At 52.6% G+C, this 24,640-nt stretch carries 19 protein-coding genes; 15 read left to right on the top strand and 4 right to left on the bottom strand.

Features of this window, described 5'->3' with window-relative positions:
• Positions 1-221 precede the first annotated feature (221 nt).
• The 3 genes from BBD41_RS08680 to BBD41_RS08670 form a co-directional block, all read right to left on the bottom strand.
• A complete protein-coding gene (locus BBD41_RS08680) occupies positions 222-2,045 on the bottom strand; it encodes an ABC transporter substrate-binding protein (RefSeq protein ID WP_077569449.1) in 1,824 nt (607 codons plus the stop codon).
• 74 nt (positions 2,046-2,119) lie between these two features.
• Positions 2,120-3,628, bottom strand: a complete 1,509-nt coding sequence (locus tag BBD41_RS08675; protein WP_099477287.1) for an ABC transporter permease — start codon at positions 3,626-3,628, stop codon at positions 2,120-2,122.
• Between the two features lie 13 nt (positions 3,629-3,641).
• Positions 3,642-5,084: an ABC transporter permease gene (locus BBD41_RS08670; protein ID WP_099477286.1), complete on the bottom strand. Its 1,443-nt coding sequence runs from the start codon at positions 5,082-5,084 to the stop codon at positions 3,642-3,644.
• 134 nt (positions 5,085-5,218) lie between these two features.
• On the opposite strand from BBD41_RS08670, the gene BBD41_RS08665 reads away from it, so the two are divergent.
• The 12 genes from BBD41_RS08665 (at position 5,219) to BBD41_RS08610 (ending at position 19,839) form a co-directional block, all read left to right on the top strand.
• Positions 5,219-6,961, top strand: coding sequence for an ABC transporter ATP-binding protein (locus BBD41_RS08665; RefSeq protein WP_077569446.1), 1,743 nt, complete (start codon positions 5,219-5,221; stop codon positions 6,959-6,961).
• Positions 6,962-7,642: 681 nt separating this feature from the next.
• Positions 7,643-8,278, top strand: a complete 636-nt coding sequence (locus BBD41_RS08660; protein WP_099477285.1) for an SGNH/GDSL hydrolase family protein — start codon at positions 7,643-7,645, stop codon at positions 8,276-8,278.
• 713 nt (positions 8,279-8,991) lie between these two features.
• On the top strand, positions 8,992-10,113 hold the full coding sequence (locus BBD41_RS08655) for a sugar ABC transporter substrate-binding protein (RefSeq protein WP_099477284.1): 1,122 nt from the start codon (positions 8,992-8,994) through the stop codon (positions 10,111-10,113).
• 141 nt (positions 10,114-10,254) lie between these two features.
• A complete protein-coding gene (locus tag BBD41_RS08650) occupies positions 10,255-11,745 on the top strand; it encodes a sugar ABC transporter ATP-binding protein (RefSeq protein ID WP_167393013.1) in 1,491 nt (496 codons plus the stop codon).
• Entirely contained in the window at positions 11,742-12,737 is a 996-nt protein-coding gene (locus BBD41_RS08645) for an ABC transporter permease (protein ID WP_099477282.1), read from the top strand. Before BBD41_RS08650 ends, BBD41_RS08645 begins: the two co-directional genes overlap by 4 nt.
• Before the next feature lie 461 nt (positions 12,738-13,198).
• On the top strand, positions 13,199-13,657 hold the full coding sequence (locus BBD41_RS08640) for an acyl-CoA thioesterase (RefSeq protein WP_099477281.1): 459 nt from the start codon (positions 13,199-13,201) through the stop codon (positions 13,655-13,657).
• A 21-nt stretch (positions 13,658-13,678) separates the two neighbouring features.
• Complete coding sequence (locus tag BBD41_RS08635) at positions 13,679-14,671, top strand: Gfo/Idh/MocA family protein (protein WP_099477280.1); 993 nt, start codon at positions 13,679-13,681, stop codon at positions 14,669-14,671.
• Positions 14,672-14,852: 181 nt separating this feature from the next.
• Positions 14,853-15,935, top strand: a complete 1,083-nt coding sequence (gene desA / locus BBD41_RS08630; RefSeq protein ID WP_099477279.1) for a Delta(5) desaturase DesA — start codon at positions 14,853-14,855, stop codon at positions 15,933-15,935.
• A 122-nt stretch (positions 15,936-16,057) separates the two neighbouring features.
• Positions 16,058-17,191: a sensor histidine kinase gene (locus tag BBD41_RS08625; RefSeq protein ID WP_099477278.1), complete on the top strand. Its 1,134-nt coding sequence runs from the start codon at positions 16,058-16,060 to the stop codon at positions 17,189-17,191.
• Positions 17,188-17,790, top strand: a complete 603-nt coding sequence (locus tag BBD41_RS08620) for a response regulator transcription factor (RefSeq protein ID WP_077569437.1) — start codon at positions 17,188-17,190, stop codon at positions 17,788-17,790. Before BBD41_RS08625 ends, BBD41_RS08620 begins: the two co-directional genes overlap by 4 nt.
• A gap of 255 nt (positions 17,791-18,045) precedes the next feature.
• Positions 18,046-19,266 (top strand): cation:proton antiporter, encoded by a 1,221-nt coding sequence (locus BBD41_RS08615; RefSeq protein ID WP_077569436.1) that lies wholly within the window; start codon positions 18,046-18,048, stop codon positions 19,264-19,266.
• 84 nt (positions 19,267-19,350) lie between these two features.
• The gene (locus BBD41_RS08610; RefSeq protein WP_077569435.1) at positions 19,351-19,839 is read left to right on the top strand and encodes a cation:proton antiporter regulatory subunit; all 489 of its coding nucleotides are present in this window, start codon (positions 19,351-19,353) and stop codon (positions 19,837-19,839) included.
• A gap of 187 nt (positions 19,840-20,026) precedes the next feature.
• Here BBD41_RS08610 and BBD41_RS08605 read toward each other — a convergent pair whose 3' ends face one another.
• On the bottom strand, positions 20,027-20,776 hold the full coding sequence (locus tag BBD41_RS08605; RefSeq protein WP_099477277.1) for a class I SAM-dependent methyltransferase: 750 nt from the start codon (positions 20,774-20,776) through the stop codon (positions 20,027-20,029).
• A gap of 536 nt (positions 20,777-21,312) precedes the next feature.
• Here BBD41_RS08605 and BBD41_RS08600 point away from each other — a divergent pair.
• The 3 genes from BBD41_RS08600 (at position 21,313) to BBD41_RS08590 (ending at position 24,638) form a co-directional block, all read left to right on the top strand.
• The gene (locus tag BBD41_RS08600; protein WP_099477276.1) at positions 21,313-22,494 is read left to right on the top strand and encodes an acyltransferase; all 1,182 of its coding nucleotides are present in this window, start codon (positions 21,313-21,315) and stop codon (positions 22,492-22,494) included.
• 188 nt (positions 22,495-22,682) lie between these two features.
• The gene (locus BBD41_RS08595) at positions 22,683-23,375 is read left to right on the top strand and encodes a response regulator transcription factor (protein WP_099477275.1); all 693 of its coding nucleotides are present in this window, start codon (positions 22,683-22,685) and stop codon (positions 23,373-23,375) included.
• A gap of 57 nt (positions 23,376-23,432) precedes the next feature.
• The gene (locus BBD41_RS08590; RefSeq protein ID WP_418304250.1) at positions 23,433-24,638 is read left to right on the top strand and encodes a sensor histidine kinase; all 1,206 of its coding nucleotides are present in this window, start codon (positions 23,433-23,435) and stop codon (positions 24,636-24,638) included.
• Positions 24,639-24,640 lie beyond the last annotated feature (2 nt).

Here is a 24,640-nt window from a genome sequence, read left to right as displayed (position 1 = left end):
ATCTGGAGACAAGAGGGATCGGAGGGAACATCCGCATGCGGAGCGATGCAATACTTGAGAATATCCGCATGGATAGCGATGCAATCTAGCAGAAACATCACAGGAGCGATGCCTGCAAGGAATAAGCGTACGAAGCAATGCTAACAACAATCCCCCTTCTAACCCCCAGCACAAAAAAGACGACACCAGCAACAGCTAGTGTCGTCCTTCCCACTTTAAAATTATTTGCTCGCCTTATAAGCAGCCAAGTATTCCTTCACCTTCGCCGGATCCGCTACGAGCTCGTTGCCGGTTTTGACGATCGGGCTCACGGTAGAGTAGGCTTTGATTTTGTTATTGTTGTAGTACGCGAGAATTTCATCCTGGTTGATCGAGTAGAGCACCGCTCTTCTCAGATCTTCGCTGTTAGCCACATCGCGATTCTTCGTATTGAAGAGCAGGTAAGATACCGCGTTGCTCTCGATGGTTTGCAGCTTCAGCTTGCTATCGCCCTTCACAACGTCGTACTTCGTTTCAGGCACGCCGTAGTAGAGGTGAATCTCGCCGCTGCGCAGCGCGGAGAGCGTGCTGTCAGCGTCCTTGATGAAGCGGACTTTCACTTGCTCGATTTTCGGCTCATGCTCCGTACCCTTCATGTAACCAGGGTTTTTGTAGAAGATGGCCTCGTAATCGTTCTTGTAGGACAAGATGTAAGGACCGCTTGCAAACAGCGTATTGTTGTATTTGTCGCCTTCCGTTACCGTGTTTTGGTCACCGTAAGGAATGTCTTTGTTCACATCGAATTTCTCGACGTCATAGGTGTTGATGGATTCAACTTGTTTCTTCGACACAATCCCTGCGGATTGGTGAGCCAGGTAGTTCAGAACTTGCGGGAACGGCTCCGTAGTCGTCAATTTGATGACCTGGTATTTACCGTCCTTGGTGCTGGCCTGGTTTTTGTCGCTGACCAGGGAAGTGATTTTGGTGTCGAGGCCTTTCTCCAGCGCTTCTTTCACGCTTTCGCCGCCACCGGACACCTTCGTGTTCTCCAATACGCTCAGATCCGTGACCGCTTCAACGGTGTTGATATGCTCGTGAAGGGTGTAGGTACGGTGATCCGGCACGGAGTTTTTGTCCTTCGCACGGTTCATCGAGAAGATGACATCGTCCGCGCCAACGCGCTCGCCGGAGTCGACGGCTTTTTTATCCGTGATTTTGGCGAAGTTGATATCGTCGCGAAGAATGAAATAGTATTCCGAGTTGCCTTCCGCAATGGCATGATTATAAGACAGAGAGCCTTCGGACGTGATTTTGTCGTCATCGGTCAGGTTGATCAGACGGACGTTCATGTTGGTGTTGATGATGTTGATAGAACCGTCGTTTCCTTTGATCGGGTCAAGGGAAGTCAATTCGGAAATCGATTGGGACAAAATAAGCGGCTGCGTTGCGCGCTTCGACTGGTCTTTGAAATCAACAGCTTCCCATGGCAGGGAACGGGATTTCGACAGACGGACGGAATTCTCGTCAAGAACGTCCTTGTTGAACGCCTGGCTCTTCAGAGAGATGTAAAGCGGCGCGATATAGGCTTTTTCCGTCACGAGGCGATCCTCGAGTTTTTTATAAGTGGCAACAGCCTCTTCCGGCGTTTGGGTTGCGGCTTCGTCAATCAGCTTGTCCACTTCTTCATCGGACATAATGCTGTAGTCGCCGCCGGTTTTGAACAAGGAACGAACGGCATAGTCCGGGTTACCGGTAACCGTCGTCCAGCTGGACAGCGCGACATCGTAGTTGCCGGCATCCTGCTGGGCTTTGAAGCTGCCGTAATCAGGCTGAAGATTCAGCTTCACGTTGAAGCCGTTTTTGGTCAGCTGGTCACGGATGATATTGACATCGGATTCGTTAGAGCTCATACCGAGCAGCTCAATCGTCACCGCCGAAGCGTCCGTGGACGAATCCGCTGGTTCTTGTTGGTTTTGCTGCTGTGCGTCCTCTTTGGTTTTTACGTTGCATCCTGCCAGTACGATGACGAGCGAGAGGAACAGCAACAGCAAGGAACTCTTTTTCATGGTGATTCCCTCCTGAGTGATGTATATATAAATTTGTTTGAAACCGTTAATTGGGTACTGCTAAGGCCGTCAGGCTAGTCCAGCTTCGGATCGAGCGCATCCCGCAGTCCGTCCCCCAAGAAGTTGAAGGACAGCACGAGGGCAATGATGGCAAGACCCGGATAAATCGCCAGATAGGAGTTGGTCTCCAGATACGTGCTTCCGATTTTGAGGATATTTCCCCATTCCGGAATATGAGGCTCTACCCCAAGGCCCAGGTAACTCAAACTGCTTGTCGAGATGACCGCTGCACCGATGGTCAACGTCGATTTGACGATCATAGGCGCTAGGGAATTCGGAACGATATGCTTGAAAATAATCGAAAAATTGCTGGAGCCGAAGGCTCTGGCCGCATCCACGTATTCGTATGTGGAAACAAGCATGACATTCGCCCGCATCGTTCGGGCATAGGTCGGGATGGCCCCTACGCTGAGCGCAAGAATAAGGTTGACCGTATTCGCGCCGAATGCCGCGATGATCGCGATGGCGAGCAGGATGCCCGGTATCGCATACAGCACGTCAAGCAGCCGCATGATGATGTTGTCCGTCTGACGGCCGTAATAGCCGGATATGGCTCCAAGGATCCCGCCGATAATCACCGGGATGAGGGTGGATGCGAATCCGACGATCAGCGAGATTCGGGCGCCGAACACGATCCGGGAGAATAAGTCCCGCCCGAAGTTGTCGGTGCCGAACGGATACTCCAGGCTTGGCGGCAGCAGGATCGCGCTGTAATTGTTGTCGATCGCAATGCTGTAATCAAAAGTGAATACACTGCATACCGACAGGCAGAACAGAAAGATGACAAAGAACAAACCGGCCATCGCCGTCGAGTTGGCTGTCAGCTTGATCCATACGTCGCTCCAGCGCGTCATCGCCGGATTGCCGTTCTTGCGGATTTTTACCAGCAGGTTAATCCCGAGCACCAGTGCAAAAATGTTGCCGGTTGCCGCTGTAACAATAATCGGCAGCGCGAGCCACACAAGCTTCGGATGCGCATAGTGGCTCGTAACGAACTTAGCAACCAAAAGCAGTCCGATCAGCTGAAGGATTGCAACCACGACGAGGATGAACATCGCCGGTAGAAAAGTGTTCGATACATAAGGCTTGAACAAATTGAGCGCCGAGATGGCGATAACATAGAGCTGGGTTAGCAGCATGTACACCGCAATGGTGTACTCGGGAGGCTTCTGCTGTTTGACGAGATTAAAACCGAACGTAACGGTAAACAGATTCCCGGTTATGATGCTTAGCAGCTGGATGTATCCGAGCAATCGGGTAGATCGCCTGATGTCCCCGGTCCGAAGAAGGTCCCGCCGGATCAGGAGCGTAATAATCATCTGAACGATCGTAAAAAGGGCATACGCAGCAAAGGCGGTGAATACCCAAGGCTTCAAGGCGCCTCCAGCGAAATCAAAGCTGTTCAGCAGCAGGATCACGGACAAAGTCAATGATATAACCCATGTGAAGCTGGCTTGACGGTACTCGGGTGATGATTTCAGCTGGTGTGCAGTGCCTTGCTTAGATTGTAGCTTCTTGATCATGAGTACACCTGCTTTAGTATTGTTTCATCTTGGATCGGATCCGTGGATCGAAGAACGCGTACAAGATATCGATAATGACGTTGACCAGCGATATGGTGATGGCGGTATAAACGACGCCGCCCATGATGGCCGGTATATCAGGGATGAATTGCTTGTCCACGATGTAGCTCCCAATACCGCTAATGTTGAACACTTTTTCCGTAACGGCCGAGCCGCCCATCATGCCCCCGAACTGGAGACCAATAACGGTGATGATCGGAATAATGGCATTGCGGACCGCATGCTTCATGAGAATCGTCTGTTTTCCGAGCCCCTTCGCTCTGGCCGTGATCATATAATCTTCATGGATGACCTCAAGCGTCGAAGAGCGCGTCATTCTGGCCACGGAAGCGGTAAGTCCCGTACCGAGCACAATGACCGGCATCACGATGGACAGCCAATTCTCCGGGTTGAAGGTTGCCGGCAGCCACTGCAGCTTAATCGAGAAATTCAGGATAAGGATTAATCCTTGCCAAAAGTTCGGGATGGACAATCCGATCAGCGCAACGAACATGAACGCATAATCGAAGAACGAGTTCGGTCTGGTTGCCGAAATAATGCCGATCGGCAGCGCGATCGCAATCGCAATAATGAGCGAGATGACGGTCAGCGTCAGCGTGATCGGGAATTTTCGGGCGATGCTGTTCGTAATATCCTCGTTGCCCGAGAACGATTTGCCAAGATCGAAATAGGCAATGCCCTTGATGTTATTCCACAGCTGCGTCAGATAGCCTTGATCGAGACCGTGCATTTTATTGAAGGCCGCGATCTGCTCCGGCGTTGCCGTCTCTCCTAAAATATTGGCCGCAGGATTGAACGGCGACAAGTACAGGATGGTAAATACGAGAACCGCTACCCCGAAGATGACGAGGATCGTCATCGCAAGCCGTTCCACAATATATTTCAGATAAGGGCTGCGATATAAAAATATAAGAATATACATCAGCAGACCCGGGATCAGTGATATAATGAAAAATAACGGATTGGCGATCAGTCGGTCGAACGTATCGGCCATGGTCAAACGCTTCTTGTTATTTAATAGAAGCTCCTTGGTCGTCCGGTCACGGAGCTCCTCTTTAAACCGGGCCTGTGCGATCCGTTCAACTTCCTGCTGGAGCTGCTGCTCGCTGATCTTCTGGTTGAAGAACTCGTGCTTGCGCTTCTGCTGCTGGGCAATCTCGGCCTGGAGGGCTTCCAAATACCCGGATGACAGCATCGCGCTGCGAATGCGGTTCTCAGCGGCTGTATAGTCGTCCTTCCTTCGCTGGACCAAATAAAAGAGGAAGACCACGAGATTAACGGGTGCTCCCAATAATAATAGTAAGTATTTATAAGAAGGATTCAGAAGGATCTTATGATAAGTGGTGCTTATCGAACCTATGAGTCCGCCTCTTCTAGCTGCTTCCGTCCCCCCCATAAGGTGTCTTTCCTCCTTGTTTCTAAATTGCATTATTCCGAGCGATATAGTATATTTTATTTTGAGATATATTAAAAGTCAATAGATTATTAGCGTCTTACGCGATGACATAATGCATATGGCAGGTGAGGAAGTTGGAACCGATTTTACAGGTTAAAAATTTGAGCGTCGCCTTTCAATCCCGGGATACCGAATTCCATGCGGTGCGCGGCGTCAGCTTCGAGGTGCGTAAAGGAGAGACGCTCGGCATCGTTGGGGAGTCCGGAAGCGGCAAAAGCGTGACCGCTCGCTCGATCATGCGTCTGCTGCCGTCCCCGCCTTCTTATATGAAGGATGGGGAAATTCTGTTTCTCGGCCAAAACCTGGCAGAGAAGACGGAGAAGGAAATGGAGAGTATCCGCGGGCGCGATATCGGCATGATTTTTCAGGATCCGATGACCTCGCTCAATCCGACCATTCGAATCGGCGAGCAAATCTCCGAAGGCCTGGTGAAGCATCTGAAGCTGTCCAAGCAGGAAGCGAAGCAGCAAGCGTTGGAGATGCTGAAGCTCGTCGGCATTCCGAACAGCGAAGCCCGGTATAATCAGTACCCGCACGAATTTTCCGGCGGCATGCGCCAGCGGGTCATGATCGCCATTGCTCTGGCGTGCCATCCGGCACTGCTTATTGCCGATGAGCCGACAACGGCGCTCGATGTAACCATCCAGGCACAGATCCTGAATTTGATGAAAAATATGCAGGAGCGTTTCGGCTCCTCGATTATTTTAATTACACATGATCTCGGCGTCGTTGCCGGCATGTGCGACCGCGTGGTTGTCATGAAGGACGGCGTTATTGTCGAGACGGGAACGACGGAGGAGATTTTCGAGAATCCTAAGCATCCCTACACCCTGAAGCTGCTCAACGCGCTGCCGCGTCTGGACGAGAAGAAGAAGCCGAAACCGGCCCCTCTCATCGTTCCCGGTACGGATTACAAGGGACCGCTGCTTGAGGTGAAGTCGCTGAAGCAGTATTTTGACATGGGAAAAGGCAAGGTTTTAAAAGCCGTGAACGATATCAGCTTCCATATCCAGGCCGGTGAAACGCTTGGCGTTGTCGGGGAGTCCGGCAGCGGCAAATCGACGACGGGACGAGCCATCCTGCGTCTTCATCAGCCGACGGGGGGCGAGGTGCTGTACCAGGGCATGTCGGTGAACCGGCTGTCGGCTTCGGAGATGAAGGCGATGCGGCGCCATATGCAGATGATCTTCCAGGATCCGTATGCGTCGCTGAACCCACGGCTTAAGGTTCTCGATATTATCGGCGAGGCGCTCGATGTCCACAAGCTGAGCGGCAGCAAGCAGGAGCGCAAGAAGCGGGTCGAGGAGCTGCTCGATATGGTTGGTCTGGATCCTGCGTTCGCGACGCGGTATCCGCATGAGTTTTCCGGCGGACAGCGTCAGCGGATCGGCATTGCCCGCGCGCTGGCGGTAGAGCCGAAATTCATCGTCTGCGACGAGCCCTTGTCGGCGCTGGATGTGTCGATTCAATCCCAGATCGTGAAGCTGCTGGAAGAGCTCCAGCATCGATTGGGCCTGACATACCTGTTCATTGCCCATGACCTGTCGATGGTGAAGCATATCAGCGACCGCGTCGCGGTGATGTATATGGGGAAAATCGTGGAGCTTGCTGAGAGCGAGGAGCTGTACTCCAACCCGCAGCATGAGTATACGAAGTCATTGCTTGCGGCGATTCCGGTGCCTGATCCGAAGATCGAATCGAAGAAAAAACGGGTAATGCTCGAGGAGCGGACCGGTGAGGATAAATACAATCTGGAGCATTCGGAGCTGGTGGAGGTTTCGGAAGGCCACTGGGTGGCTATGCCAACCGGGGCTTGACGGCCCGTGGAGTTTCCTGATGCGCTCGAGCGCATTGCTCTTGTGAACAGCTTTTGTGAACAGCATTTTGTGAACATATAAATCGTGAACAGCCTCTTCCGGCGGTTTTTGCTGGGAGAGGCTTTTTTGATATATTCTACGTATCTTTTAATACTAAAAATGAAGTGCTGCAGCTGCTCACTGAGCAGACCTATCCGATGAATTTCTTAAATAAACGGTTAAGTGAATCTCTTAAATAAACGGTTAAGGAGGGCCCCTGCGTGGCCAGTCTGTCCTGCGTTATATTAGAGTTGCTTACGAGGGCTCGGCGTTGCTGTGCGGCTGTCTAGGGCTGGTGGGGAATTTGGTAATCGGGAGAAGCGCCGGTGTGGCATTTTCGCGGCCTTTCCCTCGATTTCTTGTGATGCCTGATTGCATTCTTTAGGATTTGGTGTATTGAGATTGTATCTTTAACGGCGACCGCGGAAGGCCTTCGTCGATCGTTGCTCGGTATCACATGAAGGTGGTCTAGAGCTGCTGGGGATGTGGAAAAAAAACTCCTGAGGAGGGCCATAAAATAGAGGAGTTTGCGGACCGCATGACAAATATATAAAACGTAAAGCGTTCTCACCGGCTGTGACAGCCTGCTAGATTTCCCATTGTACGTACAACAGCTTCGCACTTATGAAGGAGGAACATGAAATGAATCGTTTGCAGCAAGGAGATATTGTACTTTTCCAAGGAGACAGCATTACGGATTGCGGACGTGACCGCAATAATCCGAACAGTCTGGGTAACGGGTATCCGCTGCTCGTCGACTCGTGGTTTGGCATGAACTTTCCTGAAATGAACGTGACTTTTCTGAATAGAGGGATCAGCGGGAACCGCGTGGTCGATTTGAATGCGCGTTGGGAAGAGGACTGCCTGGATTTGAAGCCGAATTGGGTATCGATTTACATAGGCATCAATGATTGCTGGCGCCGTTATGATAGCGGGGATCCGACCAGCACGCAGGACTTCAAGGACGGATATCGGAAGCTGATCGAACGGACGAAGTCGGCCCTGGACGCGAAGCTCATTATGGTCGAGCCGTTCGTGCTTCCGCATCCGGAGGATCGGAGAGCATGGCGCGAGGACCTCGATCCGAAGATCCATGCGGTGCGGGACTTGGCTGCGGAATACGGCGCACTGCTGGTGCCGCTGGACGGGTTGTTTGCTGCCGCCGCGGTGCGGCGCGAAGCTTCCTTCTGGGCGCCGGACGGCGTGCATCCGTCTCCTGCGGGCCATGGCCTGATCGCGAAAGCATGGCTTGAAACGATGGGTGTGCATCTTAGCTGATTTAGGGAATGCGCAAGAACTGCGAGGAGCGGGAGTATGGAGAGACAGCGTTTGAGGGTGGGTTTGAGCCTCGCTTTTGCTTTCGGAGTGTGACAAGGCTGCGGGCGATGGGTTATCGTCCGCAGTTTTTATATTTAGGCCTGTCGGAGCTTTGGTTGGCTTTATGTAAAGGTGACCTTAGTTGAACAAGTCCCGTTTAGGTACCTGTGGCGGGGGAATGGAGGTAAAATGTGCGGAACAAGTCCCTTTAAGGTACCTGTGGCTGGGGAATGGCGGTAGATTGGCGGAACAAGTCCCTTTTAAGTACCTATAGCGAAGAATGAGGTACACTGCTGCCGGGCGAAGTTCGCCAAAGCTAGGCGAGCGTAAGCCGTACCTTTTTACTGCTGCCTCCATTGCCCTCCTTTTTTGCCGTCCCACCATTGTTCCATCCCTTTACTGTTCTATCATTCTAGCGCATCATCTTGATGCCCCCCATTTTACTGTCGCACATCCCACTATCCCACCATCTTACTATCCCCCCACCTATTACTCCACCATTTCTGTTTCTGTTCCTCCGTTGTACTAGACTACCACCTTTCTCGCGCCATCTTTTTACCGCCTATTCCTTGTAAAGCTTTAACGCGAAAAAATAATGGTTGACGCTTCTAATTAAATCCTATAGGATTACTTGTATTAAAGTCTTTTTAAGGGGAAACAGGGGGAGAGAGAACATGAGAGGTAGTAAACATGTACGCAGATTTACGGCGCTCGTGCTCGCATTCGTCATCGTCTTGACAGGCTGTGCCGAATCTGGCAGCGGCGGAGGCAGCAATGCCGGCAAGCTTTCGGACAAGGTGGAGAATCTGCCGGCAGGCATCGCCGAGAAGGATCCGGTCAAGCTGATGGTCGTCCGCAAAATCGGTGGCGATGACCACACGGCGCAATTTTTGGCAGGTGCGAAGCAGGAAGGGGAGGCGCTGGGATTCAAGGTCGATACCTTCTCTGCCAACGGAGACTCCGCGAAGTTTCATGATGCGATTGCTCAGGCGATTGACAGCGATTACGACGGCTTCATCATTTCGCATGGCGACGATCCGGCAACCGTTGAAGACGTGAAGAAAATTACCGCGAAGGGCATTCCGGTCGTTACTTTTGACTCCCTTCCGGAACTTAGCGAAATTGAAGGCGTGACCCAGACCTCGCAGGACGACGAGCAGCTGGCGAAGCTGGCGCTGGACAAGCTGGTGGAAGAGCAGGGGCCGGACGCTAACATTGTGTACCTATGGGTCGACGGTTTTCCGCCGATGGTACGCCGAAATGCGGTTTACCAAGAAACGTTGAAGAACAATCCGGGCATCAAGGAGGTGGAGCGTTTCGGTGTTGCAAGCGACCAAACCTCGCTTGAAACGCAGAATGCCGTATCCGCCATCCTGACGAAATATCCGAAGGGCGAGATCGACGCGATTTTCGCGACCTGGGATGCTTTTGCGATCGGAGCCGCGAGAGCGCTGGAGGAAGCAGGCCGCACAGAGATCAAAATTTACGGCATTGACGTTTCGAACGCGGACCTGGAGCTGATCCAAAAAGAGAACAGCCCATGGGTAGCGACGGCGGCGGTGGATCCGAAAATGATCGGAGCCGTGAACGTCAGACTGCTGGCCAAGAAGATTGCCGGCGAGGAAACGCCGGAAACCCATAACCTCGAGCCTGTGCTGATCGAGCGTTCCAGCCTGGAGGGAGCTTCCGAGGCGGTCAATATGGTGAATCTGGCCAATATTATTCCCAACTGGGGCACCAGCACCGAGTTCGAGGAAGATTGGATGAAGGCCCTTAAAGAAGCAAACGGAAAATAAGCTACGGCATACAGGCGCTCTTATCGGTCATTCGATAAGGGCGCTCTATCCTATTTGAAGGGAAGAGGAGATGTGCGAAGCGGTACAGAGGCAACTAGAACTCGTCCGGCTCCGGAGCCTGGAGCGGCGTCTTTACTTCAAATGAAGCGAATATCGATTTCATTTCCGGGCGTTAAGGCGCTTGACGATGTTGATTTTCAGGCGGCCGCCGGAGCGGCGCACGCATTAATCGGTGCGAACGGCGCAGGGAAATCGACGCTTATGAAGGTCCTATCGGGCGCATACAGCCATTATGAGGGGGAGATCTGGCTCGATGGCCGCCAGGTCAATATCAGGTCCCCGAAGGAAGCGAAGGATCTGGGCATCCAGATTGTATACCAAGAGGTGGATACGGCGCTCATTCCGAACCTGTCGGTCGGCGAGAACATTATGCTCGACCGGATGGTCCATGATATGGGGGGCCGGCAGGTTATTCGCTGGAACGGGCTGCATCAAGAGGCGGAGGCTGTGCTGGCGCGGATGAATATCCGCGTTCCGAGCCGGAAGCTCGTCTCGGAGCTGACTTTGGCGGAGAAGCAGATGGTGCTGATCGCCAGAGCGGTGTCCAAGCGGTGCCGGATCCTGGTGCTGGACGAGCCGACGGCGCCGCTCAGCCACAGCGAAACCGAGCAGCTGTTCAAGCTGGTCCGTAAATTGAAGGAAGACGGGGTAGCCATCATTTTCATATCCCACCAGCTTCCGGAGCTGTATGAAATTTGTGACGAGATCACCATCATGCGGGACGGTCGGCATGTCGCAAGCGAACGGATTTCGGACATCGAGCAGCCGAAGGTGGTGGAATACATGCTCGGCGCCAGAATGGAGCAGCAGTTTCCGAGAATCGAACGGGAGATCGGCCCGGTAGCGTTCGAGGCACGCGGCCTCCATGACCCGGGGAAAATCGATCATGTCGATTTCCATATCCGCAAAGGGGAGATCGTCGGCCTGGCGGGCCTCGTCGGCGCCGGAAAAACCGAGCTGTGCCGCGCGGTGTTCGGCGCTTCCAGCACATCGACGGGAGCGATATCCCTGAACGGCAAGCGGCTGCGCATCTCTTCTCCGCACGACGCCGTGCGTCAGGGCATAGCGCTCGTCCCCGAGGAGCGGCGCCGGGAAGGCGTGTTCGTGGAGGAACCGGTATCCGTCAATTTGACGGCTTCGGTGCTGTCACGATTTTCCAGATGGGGCTCGTGGCTCAGCTTCGGCAGAGAGAAGCAGGCTGCGAGGGAGATGATCGACCGGCTTGGAATCAAGACCCCAAGCGAAAAGGCAAGGGTGAAAAACCTGTCCGGCGGCAACCAGCAGAAGGTAGCGATCGGCAAGTGGCTGCTGGCGGATGCGGATGTGTATATATTTGACGAGCCGACGAAGGGCGTTGATGTCGGCGCGAAGCGGGACATTTTTCAGCTGGTGGCCGAGCTTGCGAAGCGCGGCAAATCCGTGCTGTATGCCTCGAGCGAGCTGTCGGAAATCGTCGGTATTACCGATCGGGTGTACATCATGTATGACGGCGCGATTACGAAAGAGCTGGATACGCGGGCATCCACGGAAGAGGAAATTTTGCTTTATTGCACAGGAGGCGGGTTGACATGAATACAGCAAAACCTTTAAAGGAGAAGCCTGCGGCGAGTTTCGCGTTTGATTTTCTATACAAGTACGGCACGCTGATCACGGTCGCGGTGCTCATTCTCGTGTTCGGTACGGTGGCCGACAGTTTCCTTAGCACCAGCAATATCATTAACATCCTCCGTTCGATTTCGATTGTAACGATCATTGCGGTAGGCTTGACGGTCTCTTTGTCGGTCGGCGGCTTCGATCTCTCCGTCGGCTCGACGGCCACCCTTGCCAATGCACTAGTCATCTCCATGTTCGTCTGGCACGGGCAGCAAATCGGCATCGGCATCGGGCTTACCCTTTTGATCTGCTTAGCAGTTGGGTTAATCAATGCGTTCCTGGTCATTAATTTCAAAATCGACGATATGCTGATGACCCTTGCTACGATGTTTATCTTCCAGGGAGTGGCCATGACCTATACCCGGGGGGCGACGATATCGCAAAACATGATCATGCCGAGCGGCGACTTTGCAACCGGAAAAATCCCGGCGGCATTCGAAAAAATCGGACAGGTGCCATGGATCATCGTCATTATGGTGCTCGTGGTTCTGATCGTCCACCTGTTCCTGACCTACACCAAGCATGGACGATACATGTACATGATCGGCGGCAATCGCGAGGCGGCGGCGTTATCCGGCATACCGGTGAGCCGGTACCGGCTGATCGCATATCTCGTGTCCGCACTGTTCGCGACCATCGGCGGCATTATTCTGGGCGCGCGGGTCATGACCGCTGAGGTGAATTCCGGGGGACCGTACTTAATGGACGCGGTGGCAGCCGCATTTATCGGCTATTCCGTCTTCGGGGCAGGAAAACCGAATGCGCTTGGAACATTCGTCGGTGCGGTGCTGATCGGCATTTTGCAAAACGGCCTCATCATGCTGTCCGTGCCGTACTATGCCATGGACATCGTGAAGGGCTCCGTACTGGCGCTTGCGCTGGCCCTGACCTATTACAGAAAGAGAAAGTGACGTCCGAGGCGGCAGCTCCTTTCCTTGAGCGGCCCGCTGCAGCAGGCGAGAAGATCATCAAGACGAAGTTATATATCAAGGAATTAACGATAGAGGCAGCGCGGTATAACCCGTGCTGCCTCTTTGTTTGTTCTGGAGAGAAGCTTGCCGACCTGGAGAAAAGCCGGTAGATTATCTGCCCTGCCGGCTTTCGCGACCACAAGGCAGTTGACGGGTCCGGCGCGCATTCATTATCCTTGTAGAAGGCTGACAGATCAGATGAACAATAGAATGAGATGCAGGCAAGGGAGTAAACGATCCGTAGAAAAGGCAGAGACCGCCTTTGTCAACGGATTTCTTCCCGAATCATCAGATCAAGATATCAAGGAGCACGGCGATTCAAGCGGCATACATTAGGGTCATGCCCACATCCGGTTCAATTGCACCCGCGGTCTCTTTATTACATAGAAGGGGGACTCATCATGAAAAAACCAACCTTTGTACAACCCGATCCGCAAACTTGGATCGATTCATTCCATTTCGAGATTCCAATCAAAATTCGTTACTGCGAGACGGACATGCTGGGCCATGTCAATAATGTCAGCTACTTCATGTATTTTGAACAGGGACGGATTGAATACTTCGAGCATTTGGGCTTAACCGAGGATTTGTTCAGCGAGAAGCATGTATCGGTTGTGGCTGATCTGGAGTGCCAGTACCTGGCGCAGTTGTATTTGAAGGATCCGCTTAAGCTGCGCGTCAAGGTGGCTGAGATCGGGCGTTCCTCCATGGACGTCCACTACGCCGTAGTCGTACGCGGCGAGCTGAGAGCCGCCGGGCGGGGAACGATCGTGCTCATCGATACGGCCACCGGCAAGAGCACGCCGATCCCGGATGGGGCCAAGGAACGGATTCTCGCTTTTGAAGAAACTAGAACCTAGAGGAAGGGAAGGGATCAAGGGATGACTACCCGATTTGCCGTCATCGGCACAAACTGGATAACAGAGCGTTTTCTTCAAGCTGCACTGGAGACGGAGGAGTTTCTGCTCACAGCTGTCTATTCGCGCACGGAGGAGAAGGGACGGGCGTTCGCGGCCAAATATGCAGACCCTGATGTGTACACCGATCTGGATCAAATGCTGCAAACTGCGGATATAGACGCCGTATATATCGCAAGCCCGAACTCATACCATATGGAGCAGGCGATCCGGTGCATGAATCACGGCAAGCATGTGCTGTGCGAGAAGCCGATGGCTTCGAATGCAAGCGAGGTTCAAGCGATGATCGACACCGCCAAAAGAAATAACGTTCTGCTGATGGAGGCGCTGAAATCCACCTTGATGCCGAATTTCCAAACGGTGAAGGACAATCTGTACAAGCTTGGACCGATCCGGCGCTATTTTGCGAGCTACTGCCAATATTCTTCGAGATACGATGCGTTTAAGCAGGGGACCGTATTGAATGCCTTCAATCCCGAATTCTCCAACGGATCGCTGATGGATCTGGGCATCTACTGTCTTTATCCGATGGTTACCCTGTTCGGCAAGCCGGATACCGTGAAGGCTTCGGGCTACATGCTCTCCTCCGGGGTCGACGGGGAAGGCAGCCTGATTCTCTCCTATCCGGAAATGGAAGCCGTCATTATGCACTCGAAAATCAGTGATTCTTACGCGCCGGCGGAAATCCAGGGCGAGATCGGGACAATGATCATCGATAAGATCAACCAGCCGTATGACGTGAAGATTCATTACCGGGACGGAACCATCGAGAACGTGACCCAATTGCAGACCCATGAATCCATGTATTATGAAGTGCAGGAGTTCATCGATCTCCTGAAATGCGGGGAAAGGGAGAGCGCTGTCAACACCCTGGCGAATTCTCTGATCACCGCAGAAATCATGGAGGAGGCTAGAGGGCAGATCGGGCTCGTGTTCCCGGCGGACATGCGGAGCTAAGCGGGAATCGAACCGTCCCTAACGAAGCTTGTAACCAAGCGATATATGATATTTGTCATCCCCTCGAAATGACGTTTATGACTACGGTGCACACCTCCCACTGTCTATAATTAAAGAAGACAAGTGCGTGACCGATGCATTCCTTACGTCCTTGCGCCTTAAAACGAGGAGGAAGACAACGATGGCTAAGCCTGATAACAGATTGTCCAGCTTGAAAAAAAACATGACTCCTTTCGAAGTAATTGATACCAAGGCGAGCATTCGCCAGCTGTTGAATACGCTCATTCCGCTGATACTGCTCTGGTATGCGGCTTACCTGAGCCTTTCGGTATCATATTGGCTAACGCTTCCAATTACGCTGATCGCTTCCGGCTTTGTAGTCCGGACGTTTATTATATTTCATGACTGCTGTCATCAATCATTCTTTAAGAGCCGCCGCGCCAACCGGATTCTCGGTACGATTACCGGCATTCTGACGCTGTGCCCGTACGAGCAATGGAAGAGCACCCATTCGATCCATCATGCAACGAGCAGCAATCTCGATAAACGGGGAATCGGGGATATGTGGGTGCTGACGGTGGAAGAATACCGCAGTGCATCGCTGTGGCAGCGGCTGTCCTACAGAATTTACCGGAATCCGCTCGTGATGTTCGGTCTCGGGCCGATCTGGGTATTCCTCGTCTCCTACCGCTTCAACCGGAAGGGAGCCGGGCGCAAGGAGAAGCTGAACACGTACATTACGAACGGATCGATTCTGGCGCTATACGCCCTGCTGTGCTGGGCTACCGGATGGCAGGCATTCGTGCTGATCCAGGCACCGATTTTCCTTCTTTCGGGCATGCTGGGCATTTGGCTGTTCTACGTGCAGCATCAATTCGAAGACACCTATTATGAGCATGATGAAGAATGGAGCTTCGTCAATGCGGCGGTGGAGGGAAGCTCGTATTACAAGCTGCCGCGCCCGCTGCAGTGGATCACCGGTAATATCGGGTTTCACCACGTCCATCATCTGAGCCCCAAGGTTCCGAATTACAATCTGGAAAAAGCGCATGAGGCTTCACCGCCTCTTCAGAAGGCAACGACCATTACATTAAAAACAAGCTTCAAATCGATCAGCTTTCGATTATGGGATGAAGAGCGGAAGATATTCGTTACCTTCAAGGAGGCGAAGGCGCTGCTGCGCAAGCCGCAAGAGCCGGCTTCGCTTCCGGAAGTCAGCGCGAGCGCGATCAAAGGAAGAACGGTCGTGCAGAGTAAATCATAGCTTGGATTCAGGGTAAGATAAGGATAGAGGAAGTTGAGAGGGCGCAGCGCCCTCTCGGCAGAGGAAGAGTAAACGGAAGATGGAAAAAGACCTATTCGGCGGTAACCAAAAGGTGGGACTTCATGCAAAAATGGTATCAGATTTTTCATAGAAGCACGGGGCTGAGCCCTTATGTATGGGTCGTCTTTTATATTCTGCCGTTCTATTTCATCTTCCGGTCGACCTCCACCTATCAGATCGTCATGGGCATCCTGATGATCGGCATGTTCTTTCTATTCTATGTGCTGTCCTTCTTGTCGAAGGGCTGGCTCGTATACTTCTGGACAAGTCTGCAGATTCTCATATCGATCACGATGTCCCTACTGTTCGGGTACGTGTATTTCTCGCTGTTTCTCGCATTTTTTATCGGGAATATCAAACATAAAGTCGGGTTTATCACGCTGTATTCCATTCATCTGTTGACAACCCTTCTTACCGTGAATTACGGCCTGCTGACGCGAAACCCGCTCTTCATTACGCAGCTGCCGTTCGTGCTCGTGAGCGTCGTCGGGGTTATCCTGCTTCCCGTCACCAATTACAACCGCAACAAGAACGACCGGCTGCAGGGGCAGCTGGAAGATGCAAACAAACGGATCTCCGAGCTGGTGAAGCTGGAGGAACGGCAGCGGATTGCAAGGGATCTGCATGATACGCTGGGGCAGAAGCTGTCCTTAATCGGCTTGAAGAGCGATCTGGCGGGCAGGCTGATCACACAGGATCCGGACAGGGCCAAAGCCGAAATCGACGATGTGCAGCAGACTGCCCGAACCGCTTTAACGGAGGTCCGCGAGATGGTGACCAGGATGAGAGGCACCCGAATTGCGGATGAAATGTTCCGTATTCAGCAGATATTGAAGGCAGCGCAGATTGAACTGACACTTGAAGGTACAACCACGCCGGACAATATCTCGTTAATGAATGAGAATGTCATCAGCATGTGCTTGAAAGAGGCGGTCAACAATATTGTCAAGCACAGCAATGCAACCAACTGCATCATCTCGATGGAGCAGACCGAAACGGAGCTCGTCGTGAGAGTGAAGGATAATGGTACGGGCATTATGGGGCATGCTGTGCATCCCGGCAACGGGCTTCGAGGAATGAGGGAACGCCTGGAATTCGTCAATGGAAGCCTGGAGATTGCGTCGGGCGGAGGGACAACGCTCATTATTCGGGTCCCGAGCGTGCACAGAATGTCGGAAAGGGGGGCGGGGATATGATCCGAATCGTCATCGCCGAGGATCAACGTCTGCTGCTAGGCGCGCTAGCCTCGCTGCTTGATCTTGAACCGGATATGCAGGTGGTCGGAACGGCTGGAACGGGGAAGGAAGCGGTAGAGCTTGTCCGGATCCATAAGCCGGATATATGCATTATGGATATCGAAATGCCGCTCATGAACGGCCTTGAAGCGGCAGAGGCGATTAAGGATACCGGCTGCAAAATCATGATCCTTACGACTTTTGCCAGACCCGGATATTTCGAACGTGCGTTAAAGGCGGGAGCCAACGCCTACTTGCTGAAGGATACGCCAAGCGGAGAGCTGGCCACGTCGATTCGAAGCATTATGGCCGGAAGGCGGATATATGCTTCGGAGCTTGTGGATGAAGCCTATAGCGGTGAGGAGAATCCGCTCACCGAGCGCGAGAAGGAAGTGCTCGGCCTGATCGCCGACGGCAAGAACACGAAGGAGATTGCAAGCCAGCTGTTTATTACGACGGGCACCGTCCGAAATTATATTTCGGTCATTCTGGATAAGCTCGGCGTGAGCAACCGGATCGAAGCCATTACGCGGTTCAAAGAAAAAGGCTGGTTCAAATAAACAACGTAGCGATATTCAAGCGATGCGCTTCCGGACGCCGGGGGGCATCTTTTTTTTTGCATATGAATCCTAAATGCTTGTCTGGTCACGTTCGATCCATACAGATTCCTGCTGCCCGGTTTGTCTTCCCATGCCATTTTGGATATTGCTTCGTTAGTTGGAAATAATGTAGATGCTAAAGACGCTCTGCCGAAAGCAGCTAGAATGGATGGACGATCCGTTATTATGTTCGGGCAGGAGGAAGGAACTACAGCTATGGATCATATCGTATTTGAAGTCGGAACCGCGCTGCTGCTGGTAGCGATTGCTTCCATCATTGCAGGTAAACTGAGGTTTTCCATCATCCCGTTTCTGATTGTGCTTGGAATGCTGGTCGGGCCGCATGCGCCTAAGCTCGGGATTCTGGACCTCCGGTTTATCGAAAGCCAGGAAATCATCCATTTTCTGGGGCAGATGGGGATATTGTTTTTGCTCTTTTATTTGGGTCTCGAGTTTTCCGTTCAAAAACTAATCAAATCCGGCCGCAATATCGTCGTCGGTGGCTCCATCTATGTGCTGCTGAACTTTGTCCTGGGCCTTGCTTACGGCTTTCTGGTTCAAATGTCTTTGTATGAGACGCTCATTATTGCAGGGATGCTGTCGGTGTCCTCCAGTGCGATCGTCGCCAAGGTGCTGGTGGATTTACGCCGGACCGGGAATGCGGAAACCGAGCTGATTCTCGGCATTATCCTGTTTGATGATATTTTCCTGGCGGTATTCTTATCGATTATGTCCGGGCTGCTGCTTGGCGGGTCCACGACGGTCGGCGGGACGATCCTGTCGGTCCTTATATCCATCGGGTACATGCTGCTGTTCTTTGTCATCGCGAGAAAAGGTCCCCCGGTTCTTAATCGGCTGCTTAATATTACGTCGAGTGAGATATTTATTATCGTCGTGTTCTCGGCGATGTTCTTTATTGCCGGATTTTCCGAAACGCTGCATGTGGCCGAAGCGATCGGCGCTTTGCTGTTCGGACTTGCTTTATCGGAGACGGAGCATAGCGAACGCATTGAGCATCTGGTTATCCCGTTTCGCGATTTTTTTGGAGCGGTGTTCTTCTTCAGCTTTGGCCTCAGCATCGATCCGACCACACTGGGAGATGCAATCTGGCTGGCGCTTGGAGCGGTGATATTAACGATTGTCAGCAATATCGTAGCCGGCATGATTGCCGGGCGGAAGGCGGGGCTGCAGCACAAGTCGTCTCTGAACATCGGCCTGACCATTATGGCCCGCGGGGAGTTTACCATAATCGTGGCCAACCTGGGCCTTGCGGGAGGATTGGCGGCGGTGCTTAAGCCTTTTTCCGCGCTGTATGTCCTGATTCTGGCGATTCTGGGTCCGCTGTTTGCAAAAGAATCGAAGCTTATGTACCATGGAATGAATAAAATATTCAAATGGACCGACCCCGTAAAGAAAGAGAAAAAGAAGAATGTCTAAGAAGCTGAACCAAGCCGATTTACTTTCTGACAAGGAGTCTATATAATCAAGAGATTGAATGAACCCAGAACGGAGGATTTACAGATGAGTATTATTCGCGAATCGGACCTGCCGGGTATCGGGAAGAAGTTTGTGATCCAGGCGAGATCAGGGGACAAATTGGTTGTCGTCATTCATGACGACGGGCGCAGAGAGATGTACCATTTTGAAGACGATAACCCCGATGAGACCATCTCCCAAATCACGCTGGAGGACGATGAGGCCCGCCAGATCGCCGGCATTATCGGCGGCATGACCTACAAGCCGAAGGCGCTGGAGACGATCGAGGTTACGCTTGAGGATCTGATTATCGAATGGGCGCGTATCGAGCCGCATTATAAATGCGTCGATAAGACGATCGCTGAGCTGGAGGTTCGCCAAAGGACCGGCGCCAACGTGCTGGCGATTGTGAAGCGGAATGAGCAGAAGATCAATCCGGGGCCGAGCGATGTTTTGACGGCAGGCTCAACGCTGGTTCTGGCCGGCGAGCGGAAGCAGATCAAGCAGCTGAAGGATCTGCTCGTGAACGGCTAGCTAGAAGCAAATACATGCTGCTATATATGAAAAAGTCTGTCTCAGGGCAATGGACCTTGAGGCAGACTTTTTTTGTTATAAATCGTCTATTAAATAGAGGCGAGAACAAAGCGAGGCGCGATTTTGGCGTAATGCTCAAATTCAAATTTACCGCGTTTCTGTAGTAGACATGCTGCCCAGAGCCGCCTCACTTCCTGGCGATGATCATAAAACGGGCGGCGTTCGTCCGAATGCCGCGCGCATCGCGAAACTCATTGATGAACTGCTCAAGAATGCGGTAATCCTGCTCATCCTCCCCGAAGCCCGGAATGATCGGCGTATGCTTCAGCAGAAAGAGCAGATCCTCATCGCGTTCATAATATTCGGCGGCATCGTACTCGGCATATTGTACATCGCGAAAGCCTGCTTCCCGTAACTCCGCGATATAGCGATCCCTTAAGGCGCCGTCTTCCTGGTCTAAGGCTTGCCCTCTGCCGAAGGCCTTCTTCAGGTTCGACTTATCGGATTCTCTCACCTGCTGGGTGAACAACATACCGTCATCGGTTAATACTCTGGCAGCTTCGGCGGCAGAGAATGGTGCATGCCTGCAGGAGACCAGATTGAACAGCCCTGCCGGAAATTCAAGCCGATCGGCATCCATCGGGATAAATCGCGCGTTCGTCACCGAAGCCCGGCTCTGGTTCCGAAGCGCCGTCTCGATCATGGAACGGGAAAGATCGATCCCGATCAGGAAGGCGAGGGAGGATGCGATAGACAATGCATTCTCCCCGCCCCCGGTTCCGATATCCAACAGACAATCGGTTTTGCGGCACGCTTTTCGCACCGTATCGTAGAAGTCCCATGCCGCGCCTTCGCTTATGCATCGGACTTGGCTGAAGTCCCAGCCGTTTATGGCTCCAATTGCATCATAAAAATGCTCGTAAGATTGTGATTTCATGGTTGGCTCCACCTTTCGCCAGGAGAATTTTTTGGACGCTTGCGCTGGGTCACATTCACCTTAGGAGGAGCGGATACCGGGTCATGGCGTGCCAGGCATGAATCGTCCGGCAGGCGGGTGCATGCTGGAAGACTTCTTTTTTAGCAGCGAATAAGGGCATATCCATCAGTCGGGTCATCCGGCTATATAAGAAATAGGCGATGATATGCATGCAAGGCCGGCATTGCTGTTAGCCTTGATTAGGCAGATGCCCTTGACCAGCCCTTGGCTGCCAAGCCCGGTTCTACTCCTGCCCGTGCCGTCTACTTCGAACGTTTGGGATCGACATTCCATTCACCCCGATTTTTAAAAAAGGTTATATTCATTGTACGCCAAGGAATTTGCTGGGAACAAGCCGAAATACATAAGAGGTGCGAACCCAAAATCTTAAGTAATTGTTAAGAACTTGGAAGCCTCGCGTTAAGAACTGTCATGTATACTGTGTGAATCCGAATCGGCCACAGAGAAAAATCCGGATGAAAATGAGAGGTATAGTTATGAACAAAAGCATTGCAACCCAAAGGGAGCGCCTGCCTGAACTGCAGCTCGTGCGCGCATTCGCGATTATCGGCGTGCTGTCCGTCCACTCGACGTCGTATGCGGTATCGGCCATGAAGGAATCCCAGTACTTTTTCCTCTACAATTTCATGAATATCTTCATGAAATACGGGACACCGACATTCATCTTTTTGAGCAGCCTGGTCCTATTCTACAACTACTACAGCCAGCCGATGACCAGGCAGCGGATCGGCGGGTTTTATAAGAAAAGACTGCTGTATATCATCATCCCGTACACGCTGTTCTCCATCTTCTATTTCGGTCTGCTGCACTTTCTGTACTACCCGGACCGATCGCTGGCGGATACGGTTGAAAGCTTCTTCACCAAGCTGGTGACGGGAAAAGCCTACACGCATCTGTATTTCGTATTCATCAGCATTCAGTTCTATGTGCTGTTTCCGCTTGCTTGGTGGCTGTTTAAAAAAGTGCCGCAGCTTACGAAGTGGGCCATCCCGATCGGCCTTGCGATCCAGTGGGCTTTCGTATTCCTGAACAAGTATTACTGGCAAGTGCCGAATAAGGGAAGCTGGGCGCTGACGTATATCGCATACTTCATGCTGGGGGCCTTCGTCGGCATTTATTATCCGAAGCTGAAGGCTTGGCTGGTAGTTAGCCGCTCGAACGCCACGCCGGTCCGCACCGTTTCATGGATCCTGCTGTGGCTGAGCTGGGCGGCTTGCGGGCTTGGGCATGTGTACATTTATTACACGAACCGTTTATACGGGACGGCGTACAATTCGACGCTGTACGAGCTGATGTGGAATGCGCATACGTATTTGGGGGCGATCGTGCTGCTTCAGCTGGCGTCGATCGTGTACCGCATCTTCAAGCGGGGCTTGACCCCTGCGCTGGAGCGGCTGGGCGCGGTATCCTTCGGCATCTATCTGATTCATCCATTTTTCCTGCTGGTCTATCGGAAATTCCCGCTATCCACGGGCAATTCTGTCCTGACCCATGCTTGGTATGCGGGAGGCTTCCTGGCTGCACTGTTCTGCTCGTGGCTTGTCGTGGAGTTGACGGTCCGATATCTTCCGGCTTCGTGGCTCGTATTCGGCAATGTGCCAAAGACAGAGAAAAGCCGGAGACGGCAAGAGCAGCAGGGAGTGCCTTTATCCAGGTAATGCGTGCTGCACGATGATCATCGTCGGCGGTCCCGTGTGCCGAAGCCGGAAGAGGGACCCCTGGGGAAGCGAGACGGCAAGCGCATTGATGTGATAGCATGGTGGCATATAAACAACACTTAGGGCCTGTGCGGGACTGTCCTGAAAGACACGGGGCATAAGGCTGCAGCATTTTTATAGGAGGGGCCATGTCTGGAGTAACCATACTGATGGTCGACGATGAAGTCGAAATTATTAAACTGATGGAAATCTATGTGAAGAATGAAGGCTATACGCTGCTTACCGCCAACAGCGGAATTGAAGCGCTGGAGATTTTGAAGACGCATAAGGTGGATTTGATTATTCTGGACGTCATGATGCCGAAGATGGACGGCATTCAGGCATGCATGAAAATCCGGGAGGAGAACAACACTCCGATCATCATGCTGTCGGCGAAAAGCCAGGAGATCGATAAAATCGCAGGGCTCAGCATCGGGGCGGACGACTATGTCACCAAGCCTTTCAGCCCGCTGGAGCTGATTGCCCGCATCAAATCCCAGCTTCGGAGGTATAAACAGCTGAACAGCAGCACCGCTCGGAACGAGAACGAAATCCAAATCGACGAGCTGATCATCAACGCCGCTTCCCACCGGGTCACGGTGGCGGGGGAAGAGGTCAAGCTGACGCCAAGGGAATTTAATTTGCTGCATATGCTGGCGATCAATCGGGGGCTCGTGCTCAGCATGGACAAGATCTATACGGAAGTATGGAATGAGCCGTTCATGGAATCGAAGAATACCGTCATGGTACATATCCGAAAGCTGCGCGAGAAGATCGAGAAGGACCCGCAGCATCCGCAATATATTAAAACGGTTTGGGGGATCGGGTACAAAATCGAGTAAACTAAAGCAGAGGTGACTGACTTGAGAAGAATACAGCCGGATAACATCCGCATCAAAATGCTGCTTATGCTGCTTGCAAGCATCGGCATAACGGCAGCCCTGCTGGTTACGCTCTATGCTTTAAGTTCCCTGATCCTGACGGTTCCAACGCTGAACGTTCCTTTGGCCTGGGTGGTCAACAATATTGGATCGGAGCCGGTTATGATCGTGGTTGGCATGATCCTGTTCTTCGTCAGCTATTACATGAGCACGAAGTGGTTCGTCCGCGATCTGGCGAAGATCGAAACCGGCCTGCAGGAGGTCGTCAGCGGCCGCTTCGATTATAAAATCGCCCTCTCTTCCCGAGACGAGCTGGGCCGCGTAGCCGAGGGCATCAACCGAATGGCCGACGAATTGAATGTTTACCTCGAAGAAATTACGCGCGGTCTCCGGGAAATCGCCAAGGGCAATTTCGATACCGAAATCCCGGAGCATCCCGGAAGCCAGCTCGGCGAGGTGGCGGCCAGCATCAATCAGATGAGCAAGCAGCTGTATCAATCGATACTGGAGGAGCGCCGTGCTGAGAAGACCAAGAACGATCTGATCACCGGCGTTTCCCATGACCTGCGGACGCCGCTGACGTCGATCCTGGGGTTTCTGGAAGTGATTGAGGAGGACCGCTACCAGGATGAAGTTGAGCTGCGATATTACGTGAATATCGCCTACGAGAAGGCGCAAAACCTGAAGAAGCTGATAGATGATTTATTCGAATATACGCGGATTAACAACGGATTGCCGCTCGAGGTGCAGGAGATCGATATGGCGCAATTCATCCGGCAGCTGATCGAGGAGTCGGTTCCGGCTTTGGAAAAATCGGGGATGGAATGCCGGCTTGAGGCCGAGGAAGGGCTCACGATTATGGCTGACGGCAGCCAGCTCGTTCGCGCTTACGAGAATCTGATGTCCAACGCGATCCGGTACGGGTCCTCCGGCGGAGCGGTTGATATTGCGGTTTGGGAGGTGGACGGCTTCGTCCTGGTCAGCTTCACGAATTACGGCGATCCGATTCCCGAACGGGACTTGCCGTTCATCTTCGACCGCTTCTACCGTGTGGAGAACTCGCGTTCGAAGCAGACAGGCGGAACCGGCCTAGGTCTCGCAATCACGAAAAGCATCGTCGAGGTTCAGGGCGGCGAAATCTCGGTGCGCAGCGATCGCCGTAGCACCACCTTCGCGACACGGTTTCCCAAAGCGAAAGCCAATCAAGAAACAAAAGGGAGATGACA

Origin of the sequence: Paenibacillus ihbetae (genome assembly GCF_002741055.1) — a bacterium.
Classification (GTDB): domain Bacteria; phylum Bacillota; class Bacilli; order Paenibacillales; family Paenibacillaceae; genus Paenibacillus_AQ; species Paenibacillus_AQ ihbetae.
Note: the sequence above shows the minus strand (reverse complement) of the source record. Positions and strands in the feature narration are given on the sequence as shown.

Excerpts from the sequence above, each read along its gene's own strand:
- BBD41_RS08675 (WP_099477287.1), bottom strand. The coding sequence starts at position 3,628 with ATGATCAAGAAGCTACAATCTAAGCAAGGCACTGCACACCAGCTGAAA.
- BBD41_RS08600 (WP_099477276.1), top strand. The coding sequence starts at position 21,313 with ATGAACAAAAGCATTGCAACCCAAAGGGAGCGCCTGCCTGAACTGCAG.
- BBD41_RS08605 (WP_099477277.1), bottom strand. The coding sequence starts at position 20,776 with ATGAAATCACAATCTTACGAGCATTTTTATGATGCAATTGGAGCCATA.
- BBD41_RS08680 (WP_077569449.1), bottom strand. The coding sequence starts at position 2,045 with ATGAAAAAGAGTTCCTTGCTGTTGCTGTTCCTCTCGCTCGTCATCGTA.
- BBD41_RS08650 (WP_167393013.1), top strand. The coding sequence starts at position 10,255 with ATGAAGCGAATATCGATTTCATTTCCGGGCGTTAAGGCGCTTGACGAT.
- BBD41_RS08655 (WP_099477284.1), top strand. The coding sequence starts at position 8,992 with ATGAGAGGTAGTAAACATGTACGCAGATTTACGGCGCTCGTGCTCGCA.
- desA (WP_099477279.1), top strand. The coding sequence starts at position 14,853 with ATGGCTAAGCCTGATAACAGATTGTCCAGCTTGAAAAAAAACATGACT.
- BBD41_RS08620 (WP_077569437.1), top strand. The coding sequence starts at position 17,188 with ATGATCCGAATCGTCATCGCCGAGGATCAACGTCTGCTGCTAGGCGCG.
- BBD41_RS08635 (WP_099477280.1), top strand. The coding sequence starts at position 13,679 with ATGACTACCCGATTTGCCGTCATCGGCACAAACTGGATAACAGAGCGT.
- BBD41_RS08640 (WP_099477281.1), top strand. The coding sequence starts at position 13,199 with ATGAAAAAACCAACCTTTGTACAACCCGATCCGCAAACTTGGATCGAT.
- BBD41_RS08595 (WP_099477275.1), top strand. The coding sequence starts at position 22,683 with ATGTCTGGAGTAACCATACTGATGGTCGACGATGAAGTCGAAATTATT.
- BBD41_RS08615 (WP_077569436.1), top strand. The coding sequence starts at position 18,046 with ATGGATCATATCGTATTTGAAGTCGGAACCGCGCTGCTGCTGGTAGCG.
- BBD41_RS08590 (WP_418304250.1), top strand. The coding sequence starts at position 23,433 with ATGCTGCTTATGCTGCTTGCAAGCATCGGCATAACGGCAGCCCTGCTG.
- BBD41_RS08670 (WP_099477286.1), bottom strand. The coding sequence starts at position 5,084 with ATGGGGGGGACGGAAGCAGCTAGAAGAGGCGGACTCATAGGTTCGATA.
- BBD41_RS08625 (WP_099477278.1), top strand. The coding sequence starts at position 16,058 with ATGCAAAAATGGTATCAGATTTTTCATAGAAGCACGGGGCTGAGCCCT.
- BBD41_RS08660 (WP_099477285.1), top strand. The coding sequence starts at position 7,643 with ATGAATCGTTTGCAGCAAGGAGATATTGTACTTTTCCAAGGAGACAGC.
- BBD41_RS08645 (WP_099477282.1), top strand. The coding sequence starts at position 11,742 with ATGAATACAGCAAAACCTTTAAAGGAGAAGCCTGCGGCGAGTTTCGCG.
- BBD41_RS08610 (WP_077569435.1), top strand. The coding sequence starts at position 19,351 with ATGAGTATTATTCGCGAATCGGACCTGCCGGGTATCGGGAAGAAGTTT.